The following is a 20,086-nucleotide window of genomic DNA, read 5'->3' as shown; positions in this document are numbered from 1 at the left end:
GGCTGTCCGGCACTGCCGATCCTGTGCCGGCTGAAAGATCTGGTTGTCAGAGCTGAAGCAGCAAGGCAGGCATCAAGGCAGACAGCAACAGCTGCATACACGCTTGAAGTCGACATGCCGCCGCAATACCAATGCTGAACCGAGGGCGCGGTTGAGGCTGGCGGACACCCGGCCATTCTGCCACGAACAGGACATTCGGCCTAACCGGGCCAGGTTCGGAATCATCGCGAGCAAAATGTTCGCTGCCTGCGATGGGACACTGTTCGCATGAGTGACGCCGACGCCAGCCGTCTCGGGCCGTTCGGCATCTATATCCATGTGCCGTTCTGCGCCACCCGCTGCGGATACTGCGACTTCAACACCTATACCGCCAGTGAGCTGGGCGGAGCCAGTCCGGAGGGCTGGCTGAACGCGCTGCGCACCGAGCTGGCGATGGCCGGCGCGCAGGTCGACCTGCCGGTCGACACGGTGTTCGTCGGCGGCGGTACCCCGTCCCTGCTCGGCGGTGCCGGGCTGCGGTCGGTGCTCGACGCGGTGCGGGACAATTTCCGCCTCGATCCCGGCGCCGAGGTCACCACCGAGTCGAATCCGGAGTCGACGTCGCCCGAGTTCTTCGCCGAGCTGCTGGAGGCCGGCTACACGCGGATTTCGCTGGGTATGCAGTCGACGGCGCCGCACGTGCTGGCGGCGCTCGATCGGACTCACTCGGCCGGCCGTGCCCCGGCGGCCGCGCGCGAGGCGCTGGCGGCCGGGTTCGAGCACGTCAACCTCGATCTCATCTACGGCACGCCGGGGGAGTCCGACGACGATCTGCGCCGTTCGGCCGATGCCGCGATCGAAGCCGGTGTCGACCACGTGTCGGCGTATGCGCTGATCGTGGAGGACGGCACGGCCCTGGCCCGTAAGGTCCGGCGCGGCGAGATCGCGGCGCCCGACGACGACGTGCTGGCGGCCCGCTACGAGCTGCTGGACACGCACCTGAGCCGGGCCGGCCTGGACTGGTACGAGGTGTCGAACTGGAGCCGTCCCGGCGGCGAATGCCGGCACAACCTGGGCTACTGGGACGGTGGCCAGTGGTGGGGCGCCGGGCCGGGCGCGCACGGTTTCGTCGGGGCCCGACGATGGTGGAATGTCAAGCACCCCAACGCTTATGCCGAGGCGCTGGCCGAGGGCAGGCTGCCGGTCGCGGACTTCGAGGAGCTCGACGACGCCACCCGTCACGTCGAGGACGTCATGCTGCGGTTGCGGCTGCGCAGCGGTTTGCCGGTCGCGGTGCTCACCGCGGCCGAGCGCGACCGCGCGCAGGGGGCCGTGGCCGATGGCCTCGTGGCGGTCGCCGACGACCGTCTGGTGCTGACCGAGTCCGGCCGGCTGTTGGCCGACGCCGTGGTGCGCACCGTCCTGGACTGAACCCTCGACCGAACCGGAGCGGGCGGGTGCCCGCAACCGACGGCCTGTCGCTATGGTTAGGCAAACCTTAGTCTTCGGGTGGAGTGGGTATTCGTATGACCAACGCAGAACCGTCGGCCCGTGAGCAGCTCAAACAGGCGAAGCTCGCGGCAGCGCAGGACCGCGTCGCGCTCAAGGAGTTGCTGGCCCCGGTGCGGGGCCGCGCCGCGCTGGCGCAGCTGTTGCAGCTGATCGCCGCGGCCGCGACCGTGGTGCCGTTCATCGGCATCGTCGAGCTGGGCCGGTACCTGCTGAGTGGTGGTCCGATCGACGCGGCGCGGGTGTGGACCATCGTCGCGGTCTTCGTCGGCGGCGGCCTGGCGGTGCGCACCCTGGCCGGCGGCCTGGCGCTGACGCTCACCCACCACGCCGACGTGCAGTTGCAGGCGGAGTTGCGCCGTCGACTGGTCGCCACGCTCGGGCGGCTGCCGCTGGGCTGGTTCGGCGCGACATCCTCCGGTGAGGTGCGCAAGGCCGTCCAGCACGACGTCGGCGAACTGCACCACCTGGTGGCGCATGCCGCGGTCGAGAAGACCGGAGCGCTCGCCACGCCGGCGTTCGGCCTGGCGTACTGCTGGTACCTGGACTGGCGGCTGGGGCTGCTGGCCATCGGCACCATCCCGATCTACCTCGTGGTCTACGGCGTGCTGATGCGCGGCGCGATGGCCCGCATGGCGCAGATGAACGAGGGCATCGCGCAGATCAGCGCGACCATCGTCGAGTTCATCGCCGGTGTCTCGGTCGTCAAGACATTCGGGGAAACCGGCAAGGCGCACAAGCGATTCGCCGACGCTGCCGATGAGTTCAACGACGGTTTCGCCGGATTCGTCGGGCCCATGGTCCGGCTGCGCGCGGTGTCATCGGTGTTCGTCGAGGCGCCGGTGGTGCTGCTGGTGAACCTCGCCGGCGGTCTGTGGTTCATCCGCAACGGCTGGGTGACGCCCATCGAGGTGCTGGGTTCGACGCTCGTCGCCGTCACCATCCCGACCGCGGTGCTGGCCGTCGGGTATTCCGCTGCCGCGAGCCGCCAGGCGGTCGCCGCGGCCGGCCGGCTGACGGCGCTGCTGACCGCCCCCGAGTTGCCGATCGCCGAGAACCCGCAAGTGCCACAGGACAATTCGGTCCGATTCTCAGGCGTCGAATTCTCCTACGACGGCACAAACACGGTGCTGCAAGACATTTCACTGGATCTGCCCGCCGGCAGCATCACGGCGCTGGTCGGGCCGTCCGGCAGTGGCAAGTCCACGCTGGCGACGCTCGTCCCGCGGTTCCATGACGTCACCGCGGGTGCGGTGCGCATCGGCGGCGTGGACGTGCGCCAGATCGATCCGGCGGTGCTGTACCGGCACGTCGGCTTCGTCCTGCAGGACGTGCAGCTGCTCGGCATGAGCGTGGCCGACAACATCCGGCTGGGCCGCGCGGGCGCCGACGACGATGCGGTGCGCGCCGCCGCGCGCGCCGCGCACATCCACGACCGGATCATGGCGCTGCCCAACGGATATGACTCGGTGGTCGGGGAGGACGCACACTTCTCCGGCGGCGAGGCGCAGCGCATCAGCATCGCCCGCGCACTGCTCGCCGACACCCCGATCCTGGTGCTCGACGAGGCCACGGCCTTCGCCGACCCGGACTCCGAGGCGCAGATCCAGGCGGCGCTGTCGACCCTGATCGACGGCCGGACGGTGCTGGTGATCGCCCACCGGTTGGGGTCGATCGTCGGCGCTGACAACATCGTCGTCCTGGGGGACGGGCGCATCGTCGAACAGGGGCGGCATGATGAATTGCTTTCCCGGGAGGGTGTTTTCGCGCGCATGTGGCAGACCTATACGGCCACCGGTGAATTGGAGGCGGCGCGATGACGATGATCAACGGGTTCCTGCGGATCCTCGGCCCGGAGCGCGGCCGCATGTACAGCTTCCTGGCCTGGGCCGTCGGTTACGGCCTGCTGCACGGTCTTTCGATGACGCTGCTGGTGCCGATCTCACTGGCCCTGTTCGACGGTGACGTCGGTGCGGCGGCGCGCTGGCTGGTCGTGCTGGCGGTGGTGGTGCTGCTCAGCGCCGTCGCGCACTACGTCCAGGCGGCGCAGTCGATGCGGATGGCGCTGACCACCATGCGGCTGCTGCACCACCGGCTCGGCGACCACATGGTCACCCTGCCGCTGGGCTGGTTCACCCGCGAGCGGGTCGGCCAGGTGTCCCAGATCGCGGTCAAGGGCACGACTTTCGTCGGTACGAGTAGCGCCCACCTGGTGACGCCACTGGTGGTGAACACCACCAGTGCGCTGACCGTGGTGGTCGGGCTGTTCGTCTTCGACTGGCGGATCGGTGTCGCCGCGCTGGCCGGTGGGGTGGTCCTGATCCTCGCCACCCGGGCCTCGGCCGCGTTGATCGCGTCGGCCGAGGCGCGCACCCATGCCGCCGAGATCGAGGTGAACTCCCGGGTCATCGAGTTCGCGCGCTGCCAGCCGGTGTTGCGGGCGTTCGGGCGGACCGGGGCCGAATTCGATCCGCTGACAGGGGCTTTGGCCGAGCAGGAGCAGGTCGGCAAGCGGGCGCTGTGGGCCTCGGTGGCCGGCATGATGCTGAGCGGCGTGGGCGTGCAGGCGGTGCTGGGCGGCCTCATCACGGTCGGTGTCTGGCTGGCCGTCGGCGGCGAGATCAACCCGGTGACGCTGGTGGCCATCCTGGGTCTCGCGGCGCGATTCACCTCGCCACTGTCGGAACTGGCCGAATACGGCTCCGCGATGCGGATGGCCGGTGCCGAACTGGACCGGATCACGTCGGTACTCGACACCCCCGCGCTTCCGGAACCCGCTGCGCCGCAGTCGGTTTCGCTGCCCGGGCAGGTTGAACTGGACGGCGTCGCCTTCAGCTATCCGGGGCGCCGTGTGCTCGAGGACGTCGGTTTCGTCGCGGCGCCGGGCACCATGACCGCCCTGGTCGGTCCGTCGGGCTCGGGCAAGACCACCATCACCCGTCTGCTGGCGCGCTTCTACGACGTGGACGCCGGCGTGGTCCGGGTGGGTGGCGTCGATGTACGGGACCAGAGCACGGCAGAGTTGATGGCCCAGCTGTCGCTGGTGTTCCAGGACGTCTACCTGTTCGACGACACCCTGTGGGAGAACGTGCGGATCGGTGCGCCGTCCGCGTCCGAAGACGACATCCGGGAAGCGGCCCGCACCGCGGGTCTGCAGTCCGTCGTGGACCGGCTGCCGGCCGGCTGGCAGACGCGCGTCGGTGAGGGTGGTACGGCGCTGTCCGGCGGTGAACGGCAACGCGTCTCGATCGCGCGCGCATTGCTGAAAAACGCTCCGGTGGTGCTGTTCGACGAGGCCACCAGCGCGCTGGATCCCGAGAACGAACGTCACGTCGCCGCGTCCATCCGCGAGTTGGCGGACCGCAGCACCGTGATCGTGATCGCGCACAAACTGTCGACGGTGACCGCGGCCGACAACATCGTCGTGCTGTCCGACCGCGGCACGGTGGACGACACCGGCACGCATGACCAGCTGATGGCGCGCGGCGGCCGCTACGCCGATTTCTGGGCGCAACGGACGTCGGCCAGTGGATGGACCGTCGCGAAGCGCGAGGCGAAAGCCGGCGCTGGGTCCTGAATCACAGGGGCGGGCAGTGTTTTTTTGGTGAGGTTAGGCTAAATTAACTTTCGTGACTGCTGAAGCTATAGACGCGGCGTCGGTGACGCGCATTGCTTTGCCCGCCGACGTCGCCCCGGCCGATCTGATCGCGCAACTGGCAGCCGAACTGCCGGAGCGCTCCGGCGCCGACTATGTCGGCTACGAGCATTCGGGCGAGTGGGTGCTGGCCATCGGTGTGCGCACCGCCATCGAATTCGACAGCGACGAACTGCGGATCGTCGACGCCGGCGGCGCAGTCGCCCGCCAGTCGTGGACTGGCCGGCCCGGAGAGGTGCTCGGCGACGCGGTCGACCGGCTGCTCCTGGAGGCGGACCGGCTGTTCGGTTGGGTCGCTTTCGAATTCGGCGCCTACCGGTTCGGGCTGGCGCAGCGCCTGCCGGCCGGAACCCCGCTGGCGCGGGTGTTCAGCGCGCAGACGCAGGTGGTCGTCACCGACGGTGAGGTACGTGTGTCGGGCGACGGCGACGTGGTCGCCGAGACCCTCAATCGGCTGCTGCAGTCGGGTATCCCGGCGGCCGGTGTCACCCGCGCCGTCGACGTACGGGTCGACGGCAGTGACTACCCGTCGCGGGTTGCCGCCGCCGTCGCCGAGATCGTGGCGGGCGACTACCAGAAGGTGATCCTGTCGCGCCGGTTCGAGGTGCCGTTCGCGGTCGACTTCCCGGCGACGTACCGCGTGGGCCGGGCGAACAACACCCCGGTGCGGTCATTCCTGTTGCGGCTGGGCGGGATTCGCGCCCTCGGCTTCAGCCCCGAGCTCGTCGCCGCGGTCCGCGCCGACGGCACCGTCATCACCGAGCCGCTGGCCGGCACCCGTGCGTTCGGCCGCGGCGAGGATCACGACCGCGCGGCCCGTGAGGACCTGGAATCGAACTCGAAAGAGATTGTCGAGCATGCCATTTCGGTCCGCAGCTCGCAGGAGGAGATCGCCGAGGTGGCCAAGCCGGGCACCACGGTCGTCAGTGACTTCATGACGGTGCGTGAGCGTGGCAGCGTGCAGCACCTGGGTTCGACGGTGTCCGGGCAGCTGTCGGACCAGATGGACCGGATGCATGCGCTGGAGGCGCTCTTCCCGGCGGTGACGGCCTCCGGAATCCCCAAGGCGGAGAGCGTCGACGCCATCATGCGGCTCGACGAGGCGCCGCGCGGGCTGTACTCGGGCGCGGTCGTGATGTTCAGTGCCGATGGCGGCATGGACGCGGCGCTGACGCTGCGCTCGGCCTACGAGGCCGACGGTCAGACCTGGCTGCGCGCCGGCGCCGGCATCATCGCCGAGTCGACTCCGGAGCGTGAGTTCGAAGAGACCTGCGAGAAGCTGACGACGCTCGCGCCCTACCTGGTGCCGCGAGCCTGAGCTAGAAGTCCAGGCCGGCCGGGGCATCGGCAGGCGGTTCGCCACCGGCTTCGCTGAACGCATGCAGCGCGCGGACCATGCCCAGGCGCTCACGCGGTGGCATGACCTCGACGACCCGGGCGATCTCGGCGCGGCGTCGGGCGCTCACGGTGTCCACGACGGCCCGTCCCCGGCGCGTCAGTTCGACGACCATCTCGCGGCCCGAGCTGGGGTGTCTGTGCCGGTCGATCAGACCGGCGGTGACCAGGCGGTCGGCCATCCGGCCGACGGTCGAGGGCTGTACATCGAGTTGAGCGGCCAGCGTGGTCAGGTTGGTGGGACCGTGTGACGACAGCAGCGCCAGCACCCGCAACTGGGGAACCGTCAGCGTGTCGTCGACGACCGCCACCGCGCGGGCGGTGATGTCCAGGAGCAGGCGCGATGCGGTGACGAGTGCGTCGGCGATGGCGTCGACCGACGGCTCGGCGGCGGTTCTCGGACGGGCGGTCACCGCGGTTCCTCCTCGGCTGGGGTAGTGCAAATTTACCAGTTTGCCAAATTTGAAGCCGTTACCAAACGGTGACCTGCGGGGTATGGTGCACCGGTGGACAAGCCCGAATTAGCTACTGACACGCGCTCCCGGCGCCGTTGGTCGGTGGCTCTGGCGGCGCTCGTCATGCCGGCCACGGCGTTCGTGACCGCCGGCACCGCGACCCACGCGGTCACCACTGCCAGTGAAGTGGATGTCTGCTGTGCGCAGGTGGTCCTGGCCGATTCGGCCGCTTCGCATCCGGGTGCGCTGGTGGTCGCCGAGGCGGCCGAGAGTTCCCGCGCCATGGTGCGCACCGTCGCTTTGCCGGTGGGTGTCGCCGCCGAACGGGGACTGCAGGTCGACACCATCCTCGCCGAGCGGGCCGTCAGCGCGACGTTCCCGGAGATCCACACCATGACCGGCGTCCGTCCGGACTCGTTGCGCTGGCACCCCGAGGGCCTGGCTCTGGACGTGATGGTGCCCGACTACGGTTCGTCCGGCGGCAAGGCGCTCGGGGACCGCATCCTGGCGTACGTGCTGGCCAACGCGCAGAAGTTCGATCTGAACCATGTGATCTGGCGGCAGGCGATCTATTTCCCGGACGGCACCGCCCACCGGATGCCGGACTACGGCGGCCCCGACGCCAATCACTACACGCACGTGCACATCTCGACCAACGGCGGCGGCTACCCGACGGGCAACGAGGCCTATGTCATGTCGGCTTCGGGGCCGACGCTGGTCAAGGGCGCACCGACGCCGACCGTGACGTTCGTCAGCGCGCACTGATCCCGGCGGCGGGGCTCGTTTCCGCAGCCTCGCGGCGCGCCGGCGGTCGTCCCGCGCTGATCCGGGCAGCGACGACGGTGACCGTGAACAGCGCCAGCAGCATCCAGCCCGACGTCGTGCCCAGACCGTACTTGGCCATCAGCAGGAGCGCGGCCCCGGCGGCACAGATCAGCGCACCGGCGAGGGTTGCCGCGCGTCCCGTCGCCCGGACCCGGGCATCCCACCACCACAGCGGGTTGTGCTCGAGCGGGGACAGCAGCAGGAACATGACCGTCATCACCACCGCGAAGACCAGCGCCCGGATCGCGATGTTGCGCCAGAAGTGCGGGGCCGCAGGGTCATAGGCGTCCAGGCCCACCGCATGCAGGCTGAACGTCGCGATGGCGATGGCGGCGATGTGCCACAGGTACAGGGTCATCGCCCCGCTGTTGCCGACCACGATCAGGTACCAGACGCGGGGACGCTGGGCCCACCGGCGGACCGCGCCGGCGCAGGCGATGAACAGACTGGACATCCAGATGCACTGCAGGGCAAGCAGAAGCGTGGGCGGGGTGACGTTCGACATGCGCTCGGTGCCGGTGACCACCAGTGACACGTCGTACGGCCCGAACCTGGCAACCGCCACCTGGACGGCCAGCGCGCCGGCCGCCACGATCAGCGCCCTGCCGGCAGTGACGAATCGGTGCGCGTAGACCGCGCCGATGACCATCGGAATCAGCCAGACCACAACGAGATTCGCCGCGCCCGCCGCCAACGTGTGCGTGCTGATCCGGGCCCAGTCACCGAGCGCCGTGACCACCAGGAGGACAGCGATGACCAACGCGGCAGCACGTGCCGACCGCAACCGGGCCAGTGCGGGGACGAATGCCAGCACGATCAGGTAGGTGCCGAGGAACCAGAGCAGGGCCACCGCCTCGTTGCCCAGTGCGGCTGCGGATTCGGCGCCCATGGTGAACCGGACCGCGATCAAGGCGACCGTCCACGCGCCCAGGTACCACAGCGCCGGCCGGCACAGCCGCTGCGCCCGGGTGAAAAGCCAGGTGCCCCAGGGCGTCCCGTCCCGCCAACTGTGCACGCCCGCTGCGGCTCCGGCGAAGAAGAACAGCGGCATGACCTGGAGTACCCAGGTGGCCGGTTGCAGTCGGGGGACGGCGCCCAGGGTGTTGCCGATCTGGACGCCGTCGGCGGTGATGGTGGCGAGCAACAGCGCGCAGTGGCCGAACATCACCACCAGCAGTGCGCTCAGCCGGGCCACGTCGATGCTGCGGTCCCGGTCGGGCGCGGTGCCGTCGATCACGGCGCGGAAGTCGGGCAACAGTCTGGGCATGACCTGATGATGCCCGAGCGCCGCGCGGCGCGGATGAGTGTGACTACTCAGACCCGCCGGCGATCACCGCGGTGTCGGCGGCCGCGTCGTGGTGCCCGACGAACCGGCGAACGCGGGCCACCGCGAAGACGATGCAGAGTACGACGAGGGTGGGTCCGGTCGCGACGATGACGAACTGCGAGATGTCGACCGGGTAGTTGAAGATCATGTACAGCGCGAAGACGGGGTAGAAACCACAGAGCAGCCCGAGCCCGATGCACAGCTGCGTGTGCAACCGGTGCCAATCCTGGATGCTCTGCTCGGGCCAGCCGCGTTCGGGCAGGGCCGCTTCGGCCAGCGCGGGCGAGATGACGCCTGCCATCTTCTTCGAATTTGGCTTGCGCAGCAGCCCGCTGATGGCGAACGACCAGACCAACAGTGACATCGGGACGAGCTCGAGGGCCTGAACGATGCGCGGGTTCTTGGTGGTCAGTGCGATGATCAGCGAGCACGCCGCACCGACGATCACCACTACGTTCGCGGGCTCGACCTTCCGCTTGCGCACCATGGTCAGCGCGCCCTGCAAGGCCGCGGTGATGATCGCCCCGACCAGCGCCAGGTAGGGCTCGAAGTCGAACACGCGCAGCACGTAGTACGCGATCAGTGGCGGAATGGTGTTGATCGCGGTGTTGACGATGTACTCGCGCAGGGTCTTCGGGGTATCGGACATGGGGGACTGGCTCCTTGCGGGGGTCGGTTTCTCCCGCGAGCAGACCGAAAACTGTCGATATCAGTCGAAAATCGACAGTTTTACGTCTGCTCGCGAGATGTGGTGAGGTTTCGGGTGATGGCTTTCTTGTCGACCTTGCCGACCGCGGTCACCGGCAGTGACGTCTGGGCGATCAGGGTGTCAGGCCGGCTGTGGACCGCGACACCGCGGTCATCGAGGTAGCCGTTGAGGTCGCTGAGGCTGACGGCAGGTCCGCTGAAAACCACCACCGCGCAGATCTTTTCGCCGAGGTACGGGTCGGGTACCGGGACGGCGGCCGCAGCCCGGATCGACGGGTGCGTGAGCAGGTGTTCCTCGAGATCGAGCGCCGAGATGGTCTCGCCGCCCCGGTGGATGACGTCCTTGATGCGGCCGGTGACCTCGAGGTAGCCGTCGGCGCGGCGGCGCACCCGGTCCCCGCTGCGGTAGAAGCCGTCGGGGCTGAACGACCGCTCGTTGTCGGAAGGGGCCCGGTAGTAGCCGCCCAGGGTGTACGGCCCGCGCACCAGCAGTTCGCCCTCGCCGCCGACCGGCACGTCGGCGCCCTCGTCGTCGACGATGCGCAATTCGTCGTCGGGGCACAGCGGTGCCCCTTGGGTGTGGTCCAGCAGTTCGGGATCGTCCCCGGGGCGGGTGTAGTTGATCAGCCCTTCGGCCATGCCGAAAACCTGTTGCAGGCCGGGCGTCAGCGCGTCGCGCGCGGCCGCCGCATCCGGTGCGGACAGCTTGGCGCCGCCGACCTGGAGCAGTCGCAAAGTGGTGGGGCGCTGCGGTTCCCAATCGCAGGCCTGCGTCCACAGGGTGGCCAGCGCGGGCACCAGAGCGCAGACGGTGACGTGGTGCCGGGCGATGGTCGCGAACGCGGACTCCGGGCTGGGGTCGGTGGTGAAGACGGTGGTGGCACCGACGGACATGGCGCCGAGCATTCCCGGGCAGGACAGCGGGAAGTTGTGCGCCGCCGGCAACACCGTCAGATACACGTCGTCGCCGGTCATTTCGCACAGCGCGGCGCTGGCGGTGGCGTTGTAGTAGTAGTCGTCATGGGTGCGGGGGATGAGCTTCGGTGCCCCGGTGGTGCCGCCGGATACCAGGAGCAGGGCGGGTTCCGCGGTGTTGATCGTCGGTGCGGCTGCCGATCCGTGGCCGAAAAGGGAAGTCCAGCTGGTGAATTCGCCGGCATCGCCGTCGACGACCACCTGCCGCAGGAGCGGGTGCTCGGCGACCAGTTCGCGCGCCATGTCGCGGTAGTCGAAGCCGCCGAACCGGTCGGCGATGACGAGGGCGACGGCGCCGCTGACCGTGGCGAAATGGCTGAGCTCGGCGCGGCGGTGGGCGGGCAGGCACATGACGGGCACCGCGCCCGCGCGCAGCAGCCCGAACAGGGCGATGGCGAAGTCGGCGGTGTTGGGCATTTGCAGCAGTACCCGGTCGCCGGTTCCGATGCCGAGAGCGGCGAACCCGGCGGCTGCTTCGGAGGCCAGCTGATCGAGTTGAGCAAATGTGTATGACGCGGACGGGTCGACGGCGGCGACACCGTCCGGCCACTGGCGTGCGGCGTCGGAAAGGATGCTGTCCAGTGGTTTGCCGACCCAGTAGCCGGCCTGGCGGTAGCGCTCGGCGCGTTCGTGCGGGAACGGAACGAATCCGTTCAGCAAATGCTGGTCGGCCTCGGTGGAGGCAGTGGTGCGCGTCACGGCAGATCCCTCGGGGTAGGCATGGAGGTAGCAGCAATATAGGGTAGCCTAATCAAAATTAGGACAGCCTGTCTTTAACGTGTTCGGGAGGGTTTTGTGGGCGTCGTGGCAGTGAATTCGCAGGCCATCCGCGAGGAGGTTGCCGAACTGCTGGGTGCGCCCGCCGACACCCTCGACCCTGGCGCCGACCTCATCGGCCAGGGGCTGGACTCGATCCGGATGATGTCGCTCGCCGGACGCTGGCGGAAGCAGGGCATCGACATCGACTTCGCGGCGCTGGCCGCCGAGCCCACCATCGCCGCCTGGTCCGAACTGCTGTCTGCCGCCGGTGGCCTGCAGCGCGCGGAAGTGCCGGTACCGCAGGTTGATTCGGCACACGATCAGCCGTTCGGCCTGGCCCCGATGCAGCACGCCATGTGGATCGGCCGGGAGGACGACCAGCAATTGGGCGGCGTCGCCGGACACCTCTATGTCGAATTCGACGGCCACGGCGTCGATCCCGAGCGATTGACCGCCGCCGCAACGGCTTTGGCGGCGCGGCATCCCATGCTGCGCGTGCAGTTCCTGGCCGACGGTACGCAGCGCATCAAACCCCAGGACGGCGACTTCCCGGTCGCGGTCACCGACCTGCGGGACCTGCCGGCGGATCAGATCGCCGAACAGCTCGCCGTCACTCAGCGCCGCAAGGCGCATCAGCAGTTGACCGATGAGGTCTTCGAACTGAGCCTGACGCTGCTCCCGGACGGTAAGACCCGCCTGCACGTCGATCTGGACATGCAGGCCGCCGACGCCATGAGCTACCGCACCCTGATGACGGATCTCGCGGCCCTGTACGGCGGTGTCGAGCTCGCTCCGCTGGCCTACACGTACCGCGAATACCGGATGGCCACAGCGCAATCGGCGCAGGAGCCCAATCCTCGGGCCGACGCGGATCGGCAGTGGTGGGGCGACCGGCTCCCGGAACTGCCCGATCCGCCGCGCCTGCCACTGGTTCCGGTCGCTGAGCAGGATGACCCGCGGCACACCACCCGGCGCTGGCACTGGCTGGCCCCGGACGTACGGGACGCGCTGTATGCCGCGGCCCGCCGGCGCGGTATCACGCCTGCGATGGCCCTCGCGGCGTCCTTCTCCGACGCCCTGGCCTGCTGGTCGGCCGGGCAGCGCTTCCTGCTGAATGTGCCGCTGTTCGGGCGCGATCAACGGCACGCCGATGTCGACCGCCTGGTCGGTGACTTCACCTCGTCGCTGCTGCTCGATGTCGACCTCACCGATGCGGCCACCGCGACGGCACGCTGCGGTGTCCTGCAGGACGCATTCCGTGGCGCCGCTGCGCATTCCGAGTATTCCGGCCTCGAGGTGCTGCGCGACCTGAGCCGGCACCGCGGCACCCAGGTGCTGGCGCCGGTGGTGTTCACCAGTGCCCTCGGGCTCGGTGAACTGTTCGGCTCGGCCGTGATCGAGGCGTTCGGCACTCCCGGGTGGATCAATTCGCAAGGGCCGCAGGTGATGCTGGACGCCCAGGTCACCGAGTTCAACGGTGGCGTGCTGGTGAACTGGGATGTGCGCGAGGACGCCTTCCCCGACGGCGTCATCGACGCCATGTTCGCCCGGCACATCGCCGAGTTGGAGCGTCTGGCCACCGATGACATGGCGTGGGAGGCGCCCACGCCGGAGCCCATGTCTGCCGCGCAGCGCGCGGTTCGCGATGCGGCCAACAGCCGCACCGCGGCACCCAGCGGCGCGGCGCTGCACACCGGCTTCTTCGCCGCGGCTGCCGCCCGGCCGGCCGCCACGGCCATGATCGGTGAGGCCCGGCAGTGGACGTATGCCGAACTGGCCGAGGAAGTTTCCGCCGTGGCATCGGCGCTGCAGATCGCCGGCATCGTGCCGGGGGACACCGTCGCGGTGCTCGGGCCCAAGGGCGCAGAGCAGATCATCGCGCTGCTGGCCATCCTGGCCGCGGGTGGCGTCTACCTACCGATCGGCGTGGACCAGCCCGCCGACCGCACCGAGAAGATCCTGGCCACCGGCGGGGTTCGGATGGCGCTGTACTGCGGTGACCTGGCGCCGTCGTGGAAGCCGTCGCTCACCGTGACGGAGGCGCTGCGCATCGGGCGCCGCGCCGAGGGGCCATTCGTCCCGGCCGCCACCGATCCGCACGAGCTGGCCTATGTGCTGTTCACCTCGGGCTCGACCGGTGAGCCCAAGGGCGTCGAGGTCACCCATGGCGCCGCGATGAACACCGCGGAATTCCTGTACGGGCACTTCGGTATCGGACCGGATGACCGCTGCCTGGCGCTCGCGACCCTCGAGTGCGACCTGTCGGTGCTCGACATGTTCGCCACGCTCGCCACCGGCGGCAGCATCGTCGTCGTCGATGAGCCGTACCGGCGCGACCCGGACCGCTGGGCCGCCCTCATCGCCGAGCACGGCGTGACGGTGCTCAACTTCCTGCCGGGCTGGCTGGAGATGCTGGTGGAGGTCGGTGCCGGGCGGCTGGACACCGTGCGGGTGGTGCTCACCGGTGGCGACTGGGTTCGGACCGCCATGGTCCGGCACCTGCAGGCGCAGGCCCCGGGTGTCCGCGTCGCCGGTCTCGGCGGCGCCACCGAAACCGCCATCCACGCAACCATTTTCGAGGCCGGCGAGTTGCCGGACACCTGGTCGGCGGTGCCCTACGGCGTGCCGTTCACCAACAACGCGTGCCGGGTGGTCAACGAGGCGGGCCAGGACTGCCCCGACTGGGTGGCCGGCGAACTGTGGTTCACCGGACGTGGCATCGCCTCGGGCTACCGCGGCCGACCGGACCTGACTGCTGACCGCTTCGTGCGCTACGCGGGCCGAACCTGGTACCGCTCAGGGGACTTGGCGCGCTACCGGCCGGACGGCGTCCTCGAGTTCGTCGGGCGTGCCGACCACCGGGTGAAGATCAGCGGCTACCGGATCGAGCTCGGCGATGTCGAGGCCGCGCTGCAGCGGGTTCCGGGGGTGCGTGCCGCGGTGGCCGGTGTGGTCTCCGGTGGGGAGCGTGGGCACGACGTGCTGGCGGCCCTGGTCTCTGTCGACGACGCGGAGCTGTCCACCGACCGCATCACCTCGGCCGTCGCCGAACTCGTGCCGCCGCACATGATCCCGCGGCAGCTGCAGGTGGTCGCGGCGATTCCGTTCACCGTCGGCGGCAAGACCGACCGGAGGGCCGCGGCGGGACAGCTGGCGGCTCTGGTCTCGTCGGCCGAGGGCGCCGGACGGGCCCTGCCGGAAACGATGCTCGAGCGGGCGCTCGTGGCCATCGTCTCGGAACTCCTGACAGTCGAAGCAGGCGTCGAAGACGACTTCTTCGAACTCGGCGGCGACTCGGTGCTGGCCACCGCCACGGTGGCGCGCATCCGCAAATGGCTGGACACCCCGACCGTCGGCGTGCCCGACATCTTCGCGGCCCGCACCGTGCGGGCGCTGGCGCAGCGGCTCATCGGCCGCGAGGACGGCAGCGGGCGACTGGAGATGGTCGCCGAGCTCTACCTGGAGATAGCTCAGATGAACCACGACGACGTGCTCACCGCGCTGGACCCGGCGGCCGTCTCATGACCGAGATCAATACGGCTTTCGCGCCTGAGTCCACTGGCGCCTTCGCGCCGTGGATCAAGCACTATCCCGGCTCCGGCGACACCGGGGCCGTGGTGGTCTTCCCGCATGCCGGCGGTGCCGCGGTGGCCTACCGGGACCTCGCAACCACGTTGTCGGACAACGGCATCGACACCTATGTCGTGCAGTACCCGCGCCGTGCCGACCGGCTGGCGCATCCGGCGCACCCGACGGTCGAGCAGCTGGCCGCCGACCTGTTCGCCGCGGGTGACTGGGCGGGCGTGGGCCCGCTGCGGCTCGTCGGGCACTGCATGGGCGCGGTGGTGGCATTCGAGTTCGCGCGCGTCGCCGAACAGAGCGGAGCGACCGTGCACAGCCTCTGGGCATCGGCCGGCCAGGCACCGTGCGACGTGGTCGACGCGCCGCCGCTGCCCACCGGACCGCGCGAAATGCTCGCCGAGATGGTCGATCTCGGCGGCACCGACCCCCGGCTGCTCGCCGACGTGGATTTCGTGGAAATGCTGCTGATGGCGGTGGGCGCCGACTACGAAGCGCTCAACCGGTACGTGGGCGGCGGCCGCATCGCCGCCGACATCCATGCCCTCGGCGGCCGCGATGACCATCGCATCGACCGGGACATGCTGAGCCGCTGGGCGAACCACACGTCGGGCGCCTTCACCCTGGCCGAGTTCGACGGCGGCCACTTCTACCTCAACGACCAGCTCGACGCGATCGCGGAAGTGATCAGTGCGGGCTGACTCGATGAATGCGGACGATCCGGTGGTCATCGTCGGGATGGCGGTGGAAGCCCCGGGCGATGTGGACAGCGCTGAAAGTTATTGGCAGTTGCTGTCTTCCGGACGTGAGGCGCTGAGCACCTTCCCGGAGGACCGCGGCTGGGCCGTGCGCGACCTGCTCGCGGGCTCGCGCCGCGACGGGTTCAAGCGCATCCACAACCGCGGCGGATTCCTCACCGGCGCCGCCCTTTTCGACCCCTCGTTCTTCGGTATCTCGCCGCGCGAGGCGGTGGCGATGGACCCGCAGCAGCGGGTCGCGCTGCGGGTGACGTGGCGGGCCCTGGAGAACGCCGGCATCAACCCCGATGACCTGGCCGGGCATGACGTCGGCTGCTACATCGGCGCCTCGGGCACCGGGTACGGCCCCGACCTCGCCGAATACTCCGACCTGAGCGGCCATCTCATCACCGGGACGTCGCTGGGGGTGATCTCCGGACGGGTCGGCTACCTGCTGGGCCTCGATGGCCCGGCGCTGACGATCGACACGTCGTGCTCATCGGCGCTGACCGCGTTCCACACCGCCGTACAAGCCCTGCGCACGGGCGACTGCAGCATGGCGCTGGCCGGCGGGGTGTGCGTCATGGGGTCGCCGGGATACTTCGTCGAATTCGCCAAACAGCACGCCCTCTCGGACGACGGGCACTGCCGGCCCTACAGCGCGCAGGCCAGCGGCACGGTGTGGGCCGAAGGCGCCGGCATGTTCGTGCTGGAACGAAAGTCGGTGGCGCAGCAGGGCGGTCACCGCGTGCTCGCGGAAGTCCGGGCCAGCTGCCTCAACCAGGACGGGCACAGCACCGGCCTGACCGCGCCGAGCGGACCGGCGCAGGCGCGGCTGTTCGGCCGCGCGCTCGATCTCGCCGGTGCCCGGCCCGACCAGATCGGCATGATCGAAGGGCACGGCACCGGAACCAAGCTCGGGGACCGGACCGAATTGACCTCGCTGGCCCAGACCTACGGCGCCACCGCACCCGGTCGGGGCGCGGTCCTGGGTTCGGTGAAATCCAACGTCGGGCACAGCCAGGCCGCCGCCGGTGCGCTGGGACTGGCCAAGGTCCTGGTGTCGGCCGAGCATGCCACCATCCCGGCGAGCCTGCACACCGCGCAGGCCAGCGCCGAAATCGAATGGAACGCACAGGGACTGCGGCTCGCCACCGACCACACTCCGTGGCCCGCCGTCGACGGCGAGCGCCTCGCCGCGGTGTCGGCTTTCGGCATGAGCGGCACCAACGCGCACGTCGTCGTCGCGATGCCGGAGGGATTGGTGGCGTGATGAGCCTTTCGCATTTTCCCGACGGCCGCGTGCCCGTCCTGCTCAGCGCACACACCGAAGAGCTCCTGGCTGCCGAGGCGACGGGCATCGCCGATTACCTGGACACGTGTGGTGCCGTGGGCATCGGCTCGGTGGCCGCGATGTTGTTGCGGCTGCGTCGCCGTCGGCGGTTCCGGGCTGTGGTCCGGGCGCATGACGCGGCCGAGTTGGCTGCCGCATTGCGGGCGTTGGCGGCGGGGGAGGAGCACCCCCTGGTCGCGGTCTCCGCACGGACGGCAGCGCCCCGGACGGCCTTCGTCTTCCCTGGTAACGGCGGCCAATGGCCGTCGATGGGCGCCGATGCCTACCGGCAGCTGCCGGTGTACCGCGCCGCGGCCGACCGCTGCGCCGACGCGTTCGTCGCCGCGGGCATCGACTCGCCGCTGGCCTTCCTGGTCGACCCGGCCGGCCGGGACTGGACCCAAATCCACAGTCAGAGTGCACAGTTCACGCACGCCGTCGGACTGGCATCGGTGTGGCAGGCCCTGGGCATCGAGCCGGATGCCACGCTGGGGCACAGCCTCGGTGAGATCGCCGCAGCGTACGTCGCCGGTGCCATGACGCTGGACGAGGCGGTCGCCGTGGTCATCGCCAGGGCCGGGGCACTGGACAGCCTGGCCGGCGATTTCGGCGCCGCGGCCCTGGGGATGAGCGTCGACGAAGCACAGCAAGAGGTTTCGAACGCTGCCGGGTGGATGGAACTGTCCGTGGTCAACTCGTCGGCATCGGTCGTGGTGTCCGGCGACCGGACCGCCATCGCGGACCTGGTCGCCGACCTACAGTCCCGCGGCCGCTTCGCCCGCGTCATCGCCATGAGCTTCCCCGCGCACACCAGTGCGCTCGATCCGCTACGCGCACAACTGCTGTCCGGTGTGCCGAAGGCACAGTTCGGCGCCGGGGCGGTGCCGTTCATCGGATCGGTCACCGGCGAAGCGGTCGGCGCGGGCACCGAATTCGGTGAGTACTGGTACCGGAACCTGCGGAACACCGTGCGATTCGACCGGGCCGCCGCCGCGGCGCGAGACAGCGGCGTCGAGGCCTTCGTGGAGATGTCGGCACACCCGGCCTTGCTGCACGCGCTCGCCGATGTTGATGCGCCGTTGACGGTCGGCTCTGGACGCCGCGACGAGGCGGTGGCCGACGTGCTCTCCGACAACATCGCCACAGTGGCGGTGTCCGACCCGGATTACGACTGGGCCGGGCACATCGAGCCGAATCAACCGCTGCTGCGGGGATTTCCGCATGCGCCGATGGCGGCGATGCACCTCTGGGCCGCGCCCGAACCGCTGCCCCCGGTGGCCGGACTGACGGTCAGTGCCGAGCAGTGGCTGCCACAGTCGGGCGAGACCGTGCCGCTGATCATCCGGCGCGCTGCCGTGGTCGACCTGCCGGGACCGCCCGGTGCGCTCGCCGACCATCTCCGTGACGGCGTGCGGGCCAACCTCGGCACCGTGCTCGTCGAGCCGGCGGACGCCGATCTGCTGATCGTCGTCGCACCGATGCTCGATCACCCCGACACCGAGGCGGCGATCACCGACCTCGCCGAGCTGATCGGCGATGGACTGTGCGAATACCCGAATGCCATTGGGCCGCAATGCAGCGACGTGTGGCTGGTGACCGTCGGCGGCGAGCACGTGCGCGACGACGAGCCGGTGGCGCTGCCCGCCCAGGCGGCCCTGGCCGCCATGCACCGCAGCATCGCCTTCGACCATCCGGACCAGACGTTCCGCCACCTCGACCTGGCGTCCTGGGACCTCGACGCGCCGTCGGCCACCGCCGTCATCGAGACCATGCTCGGTACGGGAACCGAGGTGGCGCTGCGTGATTCGCAGCAGTACCGGCGCGGTCTGCAGGCCCTTCCCGACGTCGACGCACCGGCGCCCGGGCTTCTCGACAACGTGGTCATCACCGGCGGCAACGGCGCGGTCGGGCTGCACTTCGCGCGGACCCTCGCCGCCGCGGGTGCCCGCCGCATCGTGTTGGTGAGCCGCAGTGGCACCGGCGCGCAGCAACTGGCCGAGTACGACGGCGACACCGACGTATTCTCGGTGCAGTGCGACATCACGTCGCCCGAACAGATTTCGGCGGCCGCGGCGACCTACGGCGGTGACGGTGCGACGCTCGTGGTCCATGCGGCCGGCGCGGCGGCGTTCGGCACGACGGTGGCGGCGGACGAATTCATCGCCACCGCGGCCGCGAAGGTCGGAGGTCTCGCCCGGCTGGCCGAGTACTGGCCGCTGCGTCCGGATGCCCGAATCCTGGTGTGCTCGTCGGTGTCCGGACTGTGGGGCGGGCTCGGTCATGTCGCGTACGCGGCGGTGAACCGCATGCAGGATGTGCTGGGCGGGCAGTTCCGCGCCAAGGGCCTCGACTGTGTGGCCGTGCGATGGGGACTGTGGCCGGGTGCCGGCATCGTCGGGGCCGACGAAGTGGCGCGGATCGAGCGCGCCGGACTGCGGGAAATGGAGCCCGACATCGCCATCGAGGCGGCGCTCGGAACCCGCGCGTCCGCACCGCTGATCTTCAGCGCTGACGCCGAGCGGCTGGCGGCACTGCTCGGTGCGGTCCCGGCCGCGACGGAACCGGCTGCACCGCAGCAGGTTCCGTTCGAACTGGGCGCCGGCGCCGACACCGAAGACGTCGTCCGTCATGAATTGTCGGCGGTGCTCAAACTGGGCGACCCCGCCGACATCGACCTGACCGCGGCCCTGTTCGATCTGGGCCTGGATTCGCTGCTGGCACTGGACCTGCGCAAGCGACTGCGCCGGGGCACCGGCCGGTCCGTGCCGCTGGCCGGGCTGCTCAGCGGCATCACCGGTATCGAACTGGTGGATTTGCTAACCGACAGATCAGAGAAGGTGGAGAGCTAGC

At 69.8% G+C, this 20,086-nt stretch carries 13 protein-coding genes; 9 read left to right on the top strand and 4 right to left on the bottom strand.

Annotated features, from left to right (window positions below):
- Window positions 1–267: 267 nt before the first annotated feature.
- The 4 genes from hemW to G6N46_RS09840 all read left to right on the top strand — a co-directional run bounded on the left by hemW (window position 268) and on the right by G6N46_RS09840 (window position 6,461).
- Window positions 268–1,410, top strand: coding sequence for a radical SAM family heme chaperone HemW (gene hemW, locus G6N46_RS09855; protein ID WP_138248439.1), 1,143 nt, complete (start codon window positions 268–270; stop codon window positions 1,408–1,410).
- Between the two features lie 95 nt (window positions 1,411–1,505).
- On the top strand, window positions 1,506–3,308 hold the full coding sequence (locus tag G6N46_RS09850; protein ID WP_234880584.1) for an ABC transporter ATP-binding protein: 1,803 nt from the start codon (window positions 1,506–1,508) through the stop codon (window positions 3,306–3,308).
- A 2-nt stretch (window positions 3,309–3,310) separates the two neighbouring features.
- A complete protein-coding gene (locus G6N46_RS09845; RefSeq protein ID WP_138248593.1) occupies window positions 3,311–5,065 on the top strand; it encodes an ABC transporter ATP-binding protein in 1,755 nt (584 codons plus the stop codon).
- A 52-nt stretch (window positions 5,066–5,117) separates the two neighbouring features.
- Entirely contained in the window at window positions 5,118–6,461 is a 1,344-nt protein-coding gene (locus G6N46_RS09840) for a salicylate synthase (RefSeq protein WP_163692696.1), read from the top strand.
- Between the two features lies 1 nt (window position 6,462).
- Here the strand turns inward: G6N46_RS09840 and G6N46_RS09835 are convergent, their stop codons facing one another.
- Complete coding sequence (locus G6N46_RS09835) at window positions 6,463–6,951, bottom strand: MarR family winged helix-turn-helix transcriptional regulator (RefSeq protein WP_138248441.1); 489 nt, start codon at window positions 6,949–6,951, stop codon at window positions 6,463–6,465.
- Window positions 6,952–7,044: 93 nt separating this feature from the next.
- Between G6N46_RS09835 and G6N46_RS09830 the strand changes: the two genes are divergently transcribed.
- Window positions 7,045–7,758, top strand: coding sequence for a VldE C-terminal domain-containing protein (locus G6N46_RS09830; protein WP_234880585.1), 714 nt, complete (start codon window positions 7,045–7,047; stop codon window positions 7,756–7,758).
- On the opposite strand, the gene G6N46_RS09825 is transcribed toward G6N46_RS09830, so the two are convergent.
- From G6N46_RS09825 to G6N46_RS09815, 3 genes are all read right to left on the bottom strand, one after another.
- Window positions 7,745–9,085 (bottom strand): acyltransferase family protein, encoded by a 1,341-nt coding sequence (locus G6N46_RS09825; protein ID WP_138248442.1) that lies wholly within the window; start codon window positions 9,083–9,085, stop codon window positions 7,745–7,747. The genes G6N46_RS09830 and G6N46_RS09825 overlap by 14 nt on opposite strands.
- A 43-nt stretch (window positions 9,086–9,128) precedes the next feature.
- Window positions 9,129–9,794, bottom strand: a complete 666-nt coding sequence (locus G6N46_RS09820; RefSeq protein ID WP_138248443.1) for a VC0807 family protein — start codon at window positions 9,792–9,794, stop codon at window positions 9,129–9,131.
- Window positions 9,795–9,874: 80 nt separating this feature from the next.
- Entirely contained in the window at window positions 9,875–11,527 is a 1,653-nt protein-coding gene (locus G6N46_RS09815; protein WP_138248444.1) for a (2,3-dihydroxybenzoyl)adenylate synthase, read from the bottom strand.
- A 96-nt stretch (window positions 11,528–11,623) separates the two neighbouring features.
- Here G6N46_RS09815 and G6N46_RS09810 point away from each other — a divergent pair, with 96 nt between their 5' ends.
- Genes G6N46_RS09810 through mbtD form a run of 4 tightly spaced genes read left to right on the top strand, consistent with a single transcriptional unit; the run spans window position 11,624 to window position 20,085 of the window.
- Entirely contained in the window at window positions 11,624–15,112 is a 3,489-nt protein-coding gene (locus G6N46_RS09810) for a non-ribosomal peptide synthetase (protein WP_138248445.1), read from the top strand.
- Window positions 15,109–15,867: a thioesterase II family protein gene (locus G6N46_RS09805; RefSeq protein ID WP_064860915.1), complete on the top strand. Its 759-nt coding sequence runs from the start codon at window positions 15,109–15,111 to the stop codon at window positions 15,865–15,867. The genes G6N46_RS09810 and G6N46_RS09805 overlap by 4 nt, the downstream gene beginning before the upstream one ends.
- A 4-nt stretch (window positions 15,868–15,871) precedes the next feature.
- On the top strand, window positions 15,872–17,176 hold the full coding sequence (locus tag G6N46_RS09800; protein ID WP_138248446.1) for a beta-ketoacyl [acyl carrier protein] synthase domain-containing protein: 1,305 nt from the start codon (window positions 15,872–15,874) through the stop codon (window positions 17,174–17,176).
- Window positions 17,176–20,085: a mycobactin polyketide synthase MbtD gene (gene mbtD, locus G6N46_RS09795; RefSeq protein WP_138248447.1), complete on the top strand. Its 2,910-nt coding sequence runs from the start codon at window positions 17,176–17,178 to the stop codon at window positions 20,083–20,085. Before G6N46_RS09800 ends, mbtD begins: the two co-directional genes overlap by 1 nt.
- The last annotated feature ends 1 nt before the right edge of the window (window position 20,086 follow it).

Origin of the sequence: Mycolicibacterium phocaicum, assembly GCF_010731115.1 — a bacterium.
In the GTDB taxonomy this organism is placed as follows: Bacteria; Actinomycetota; Actinomycetes; order Mycobacteriales; family Mycobacteriaceae; genus Mycobacterium; species Mycobacterium phocaicum.
The sequence above is the reverse complement of the archived record's forward strand: the minus strand, read 5'-3'. Positions and strand labels throughout refer to the sequence as shown.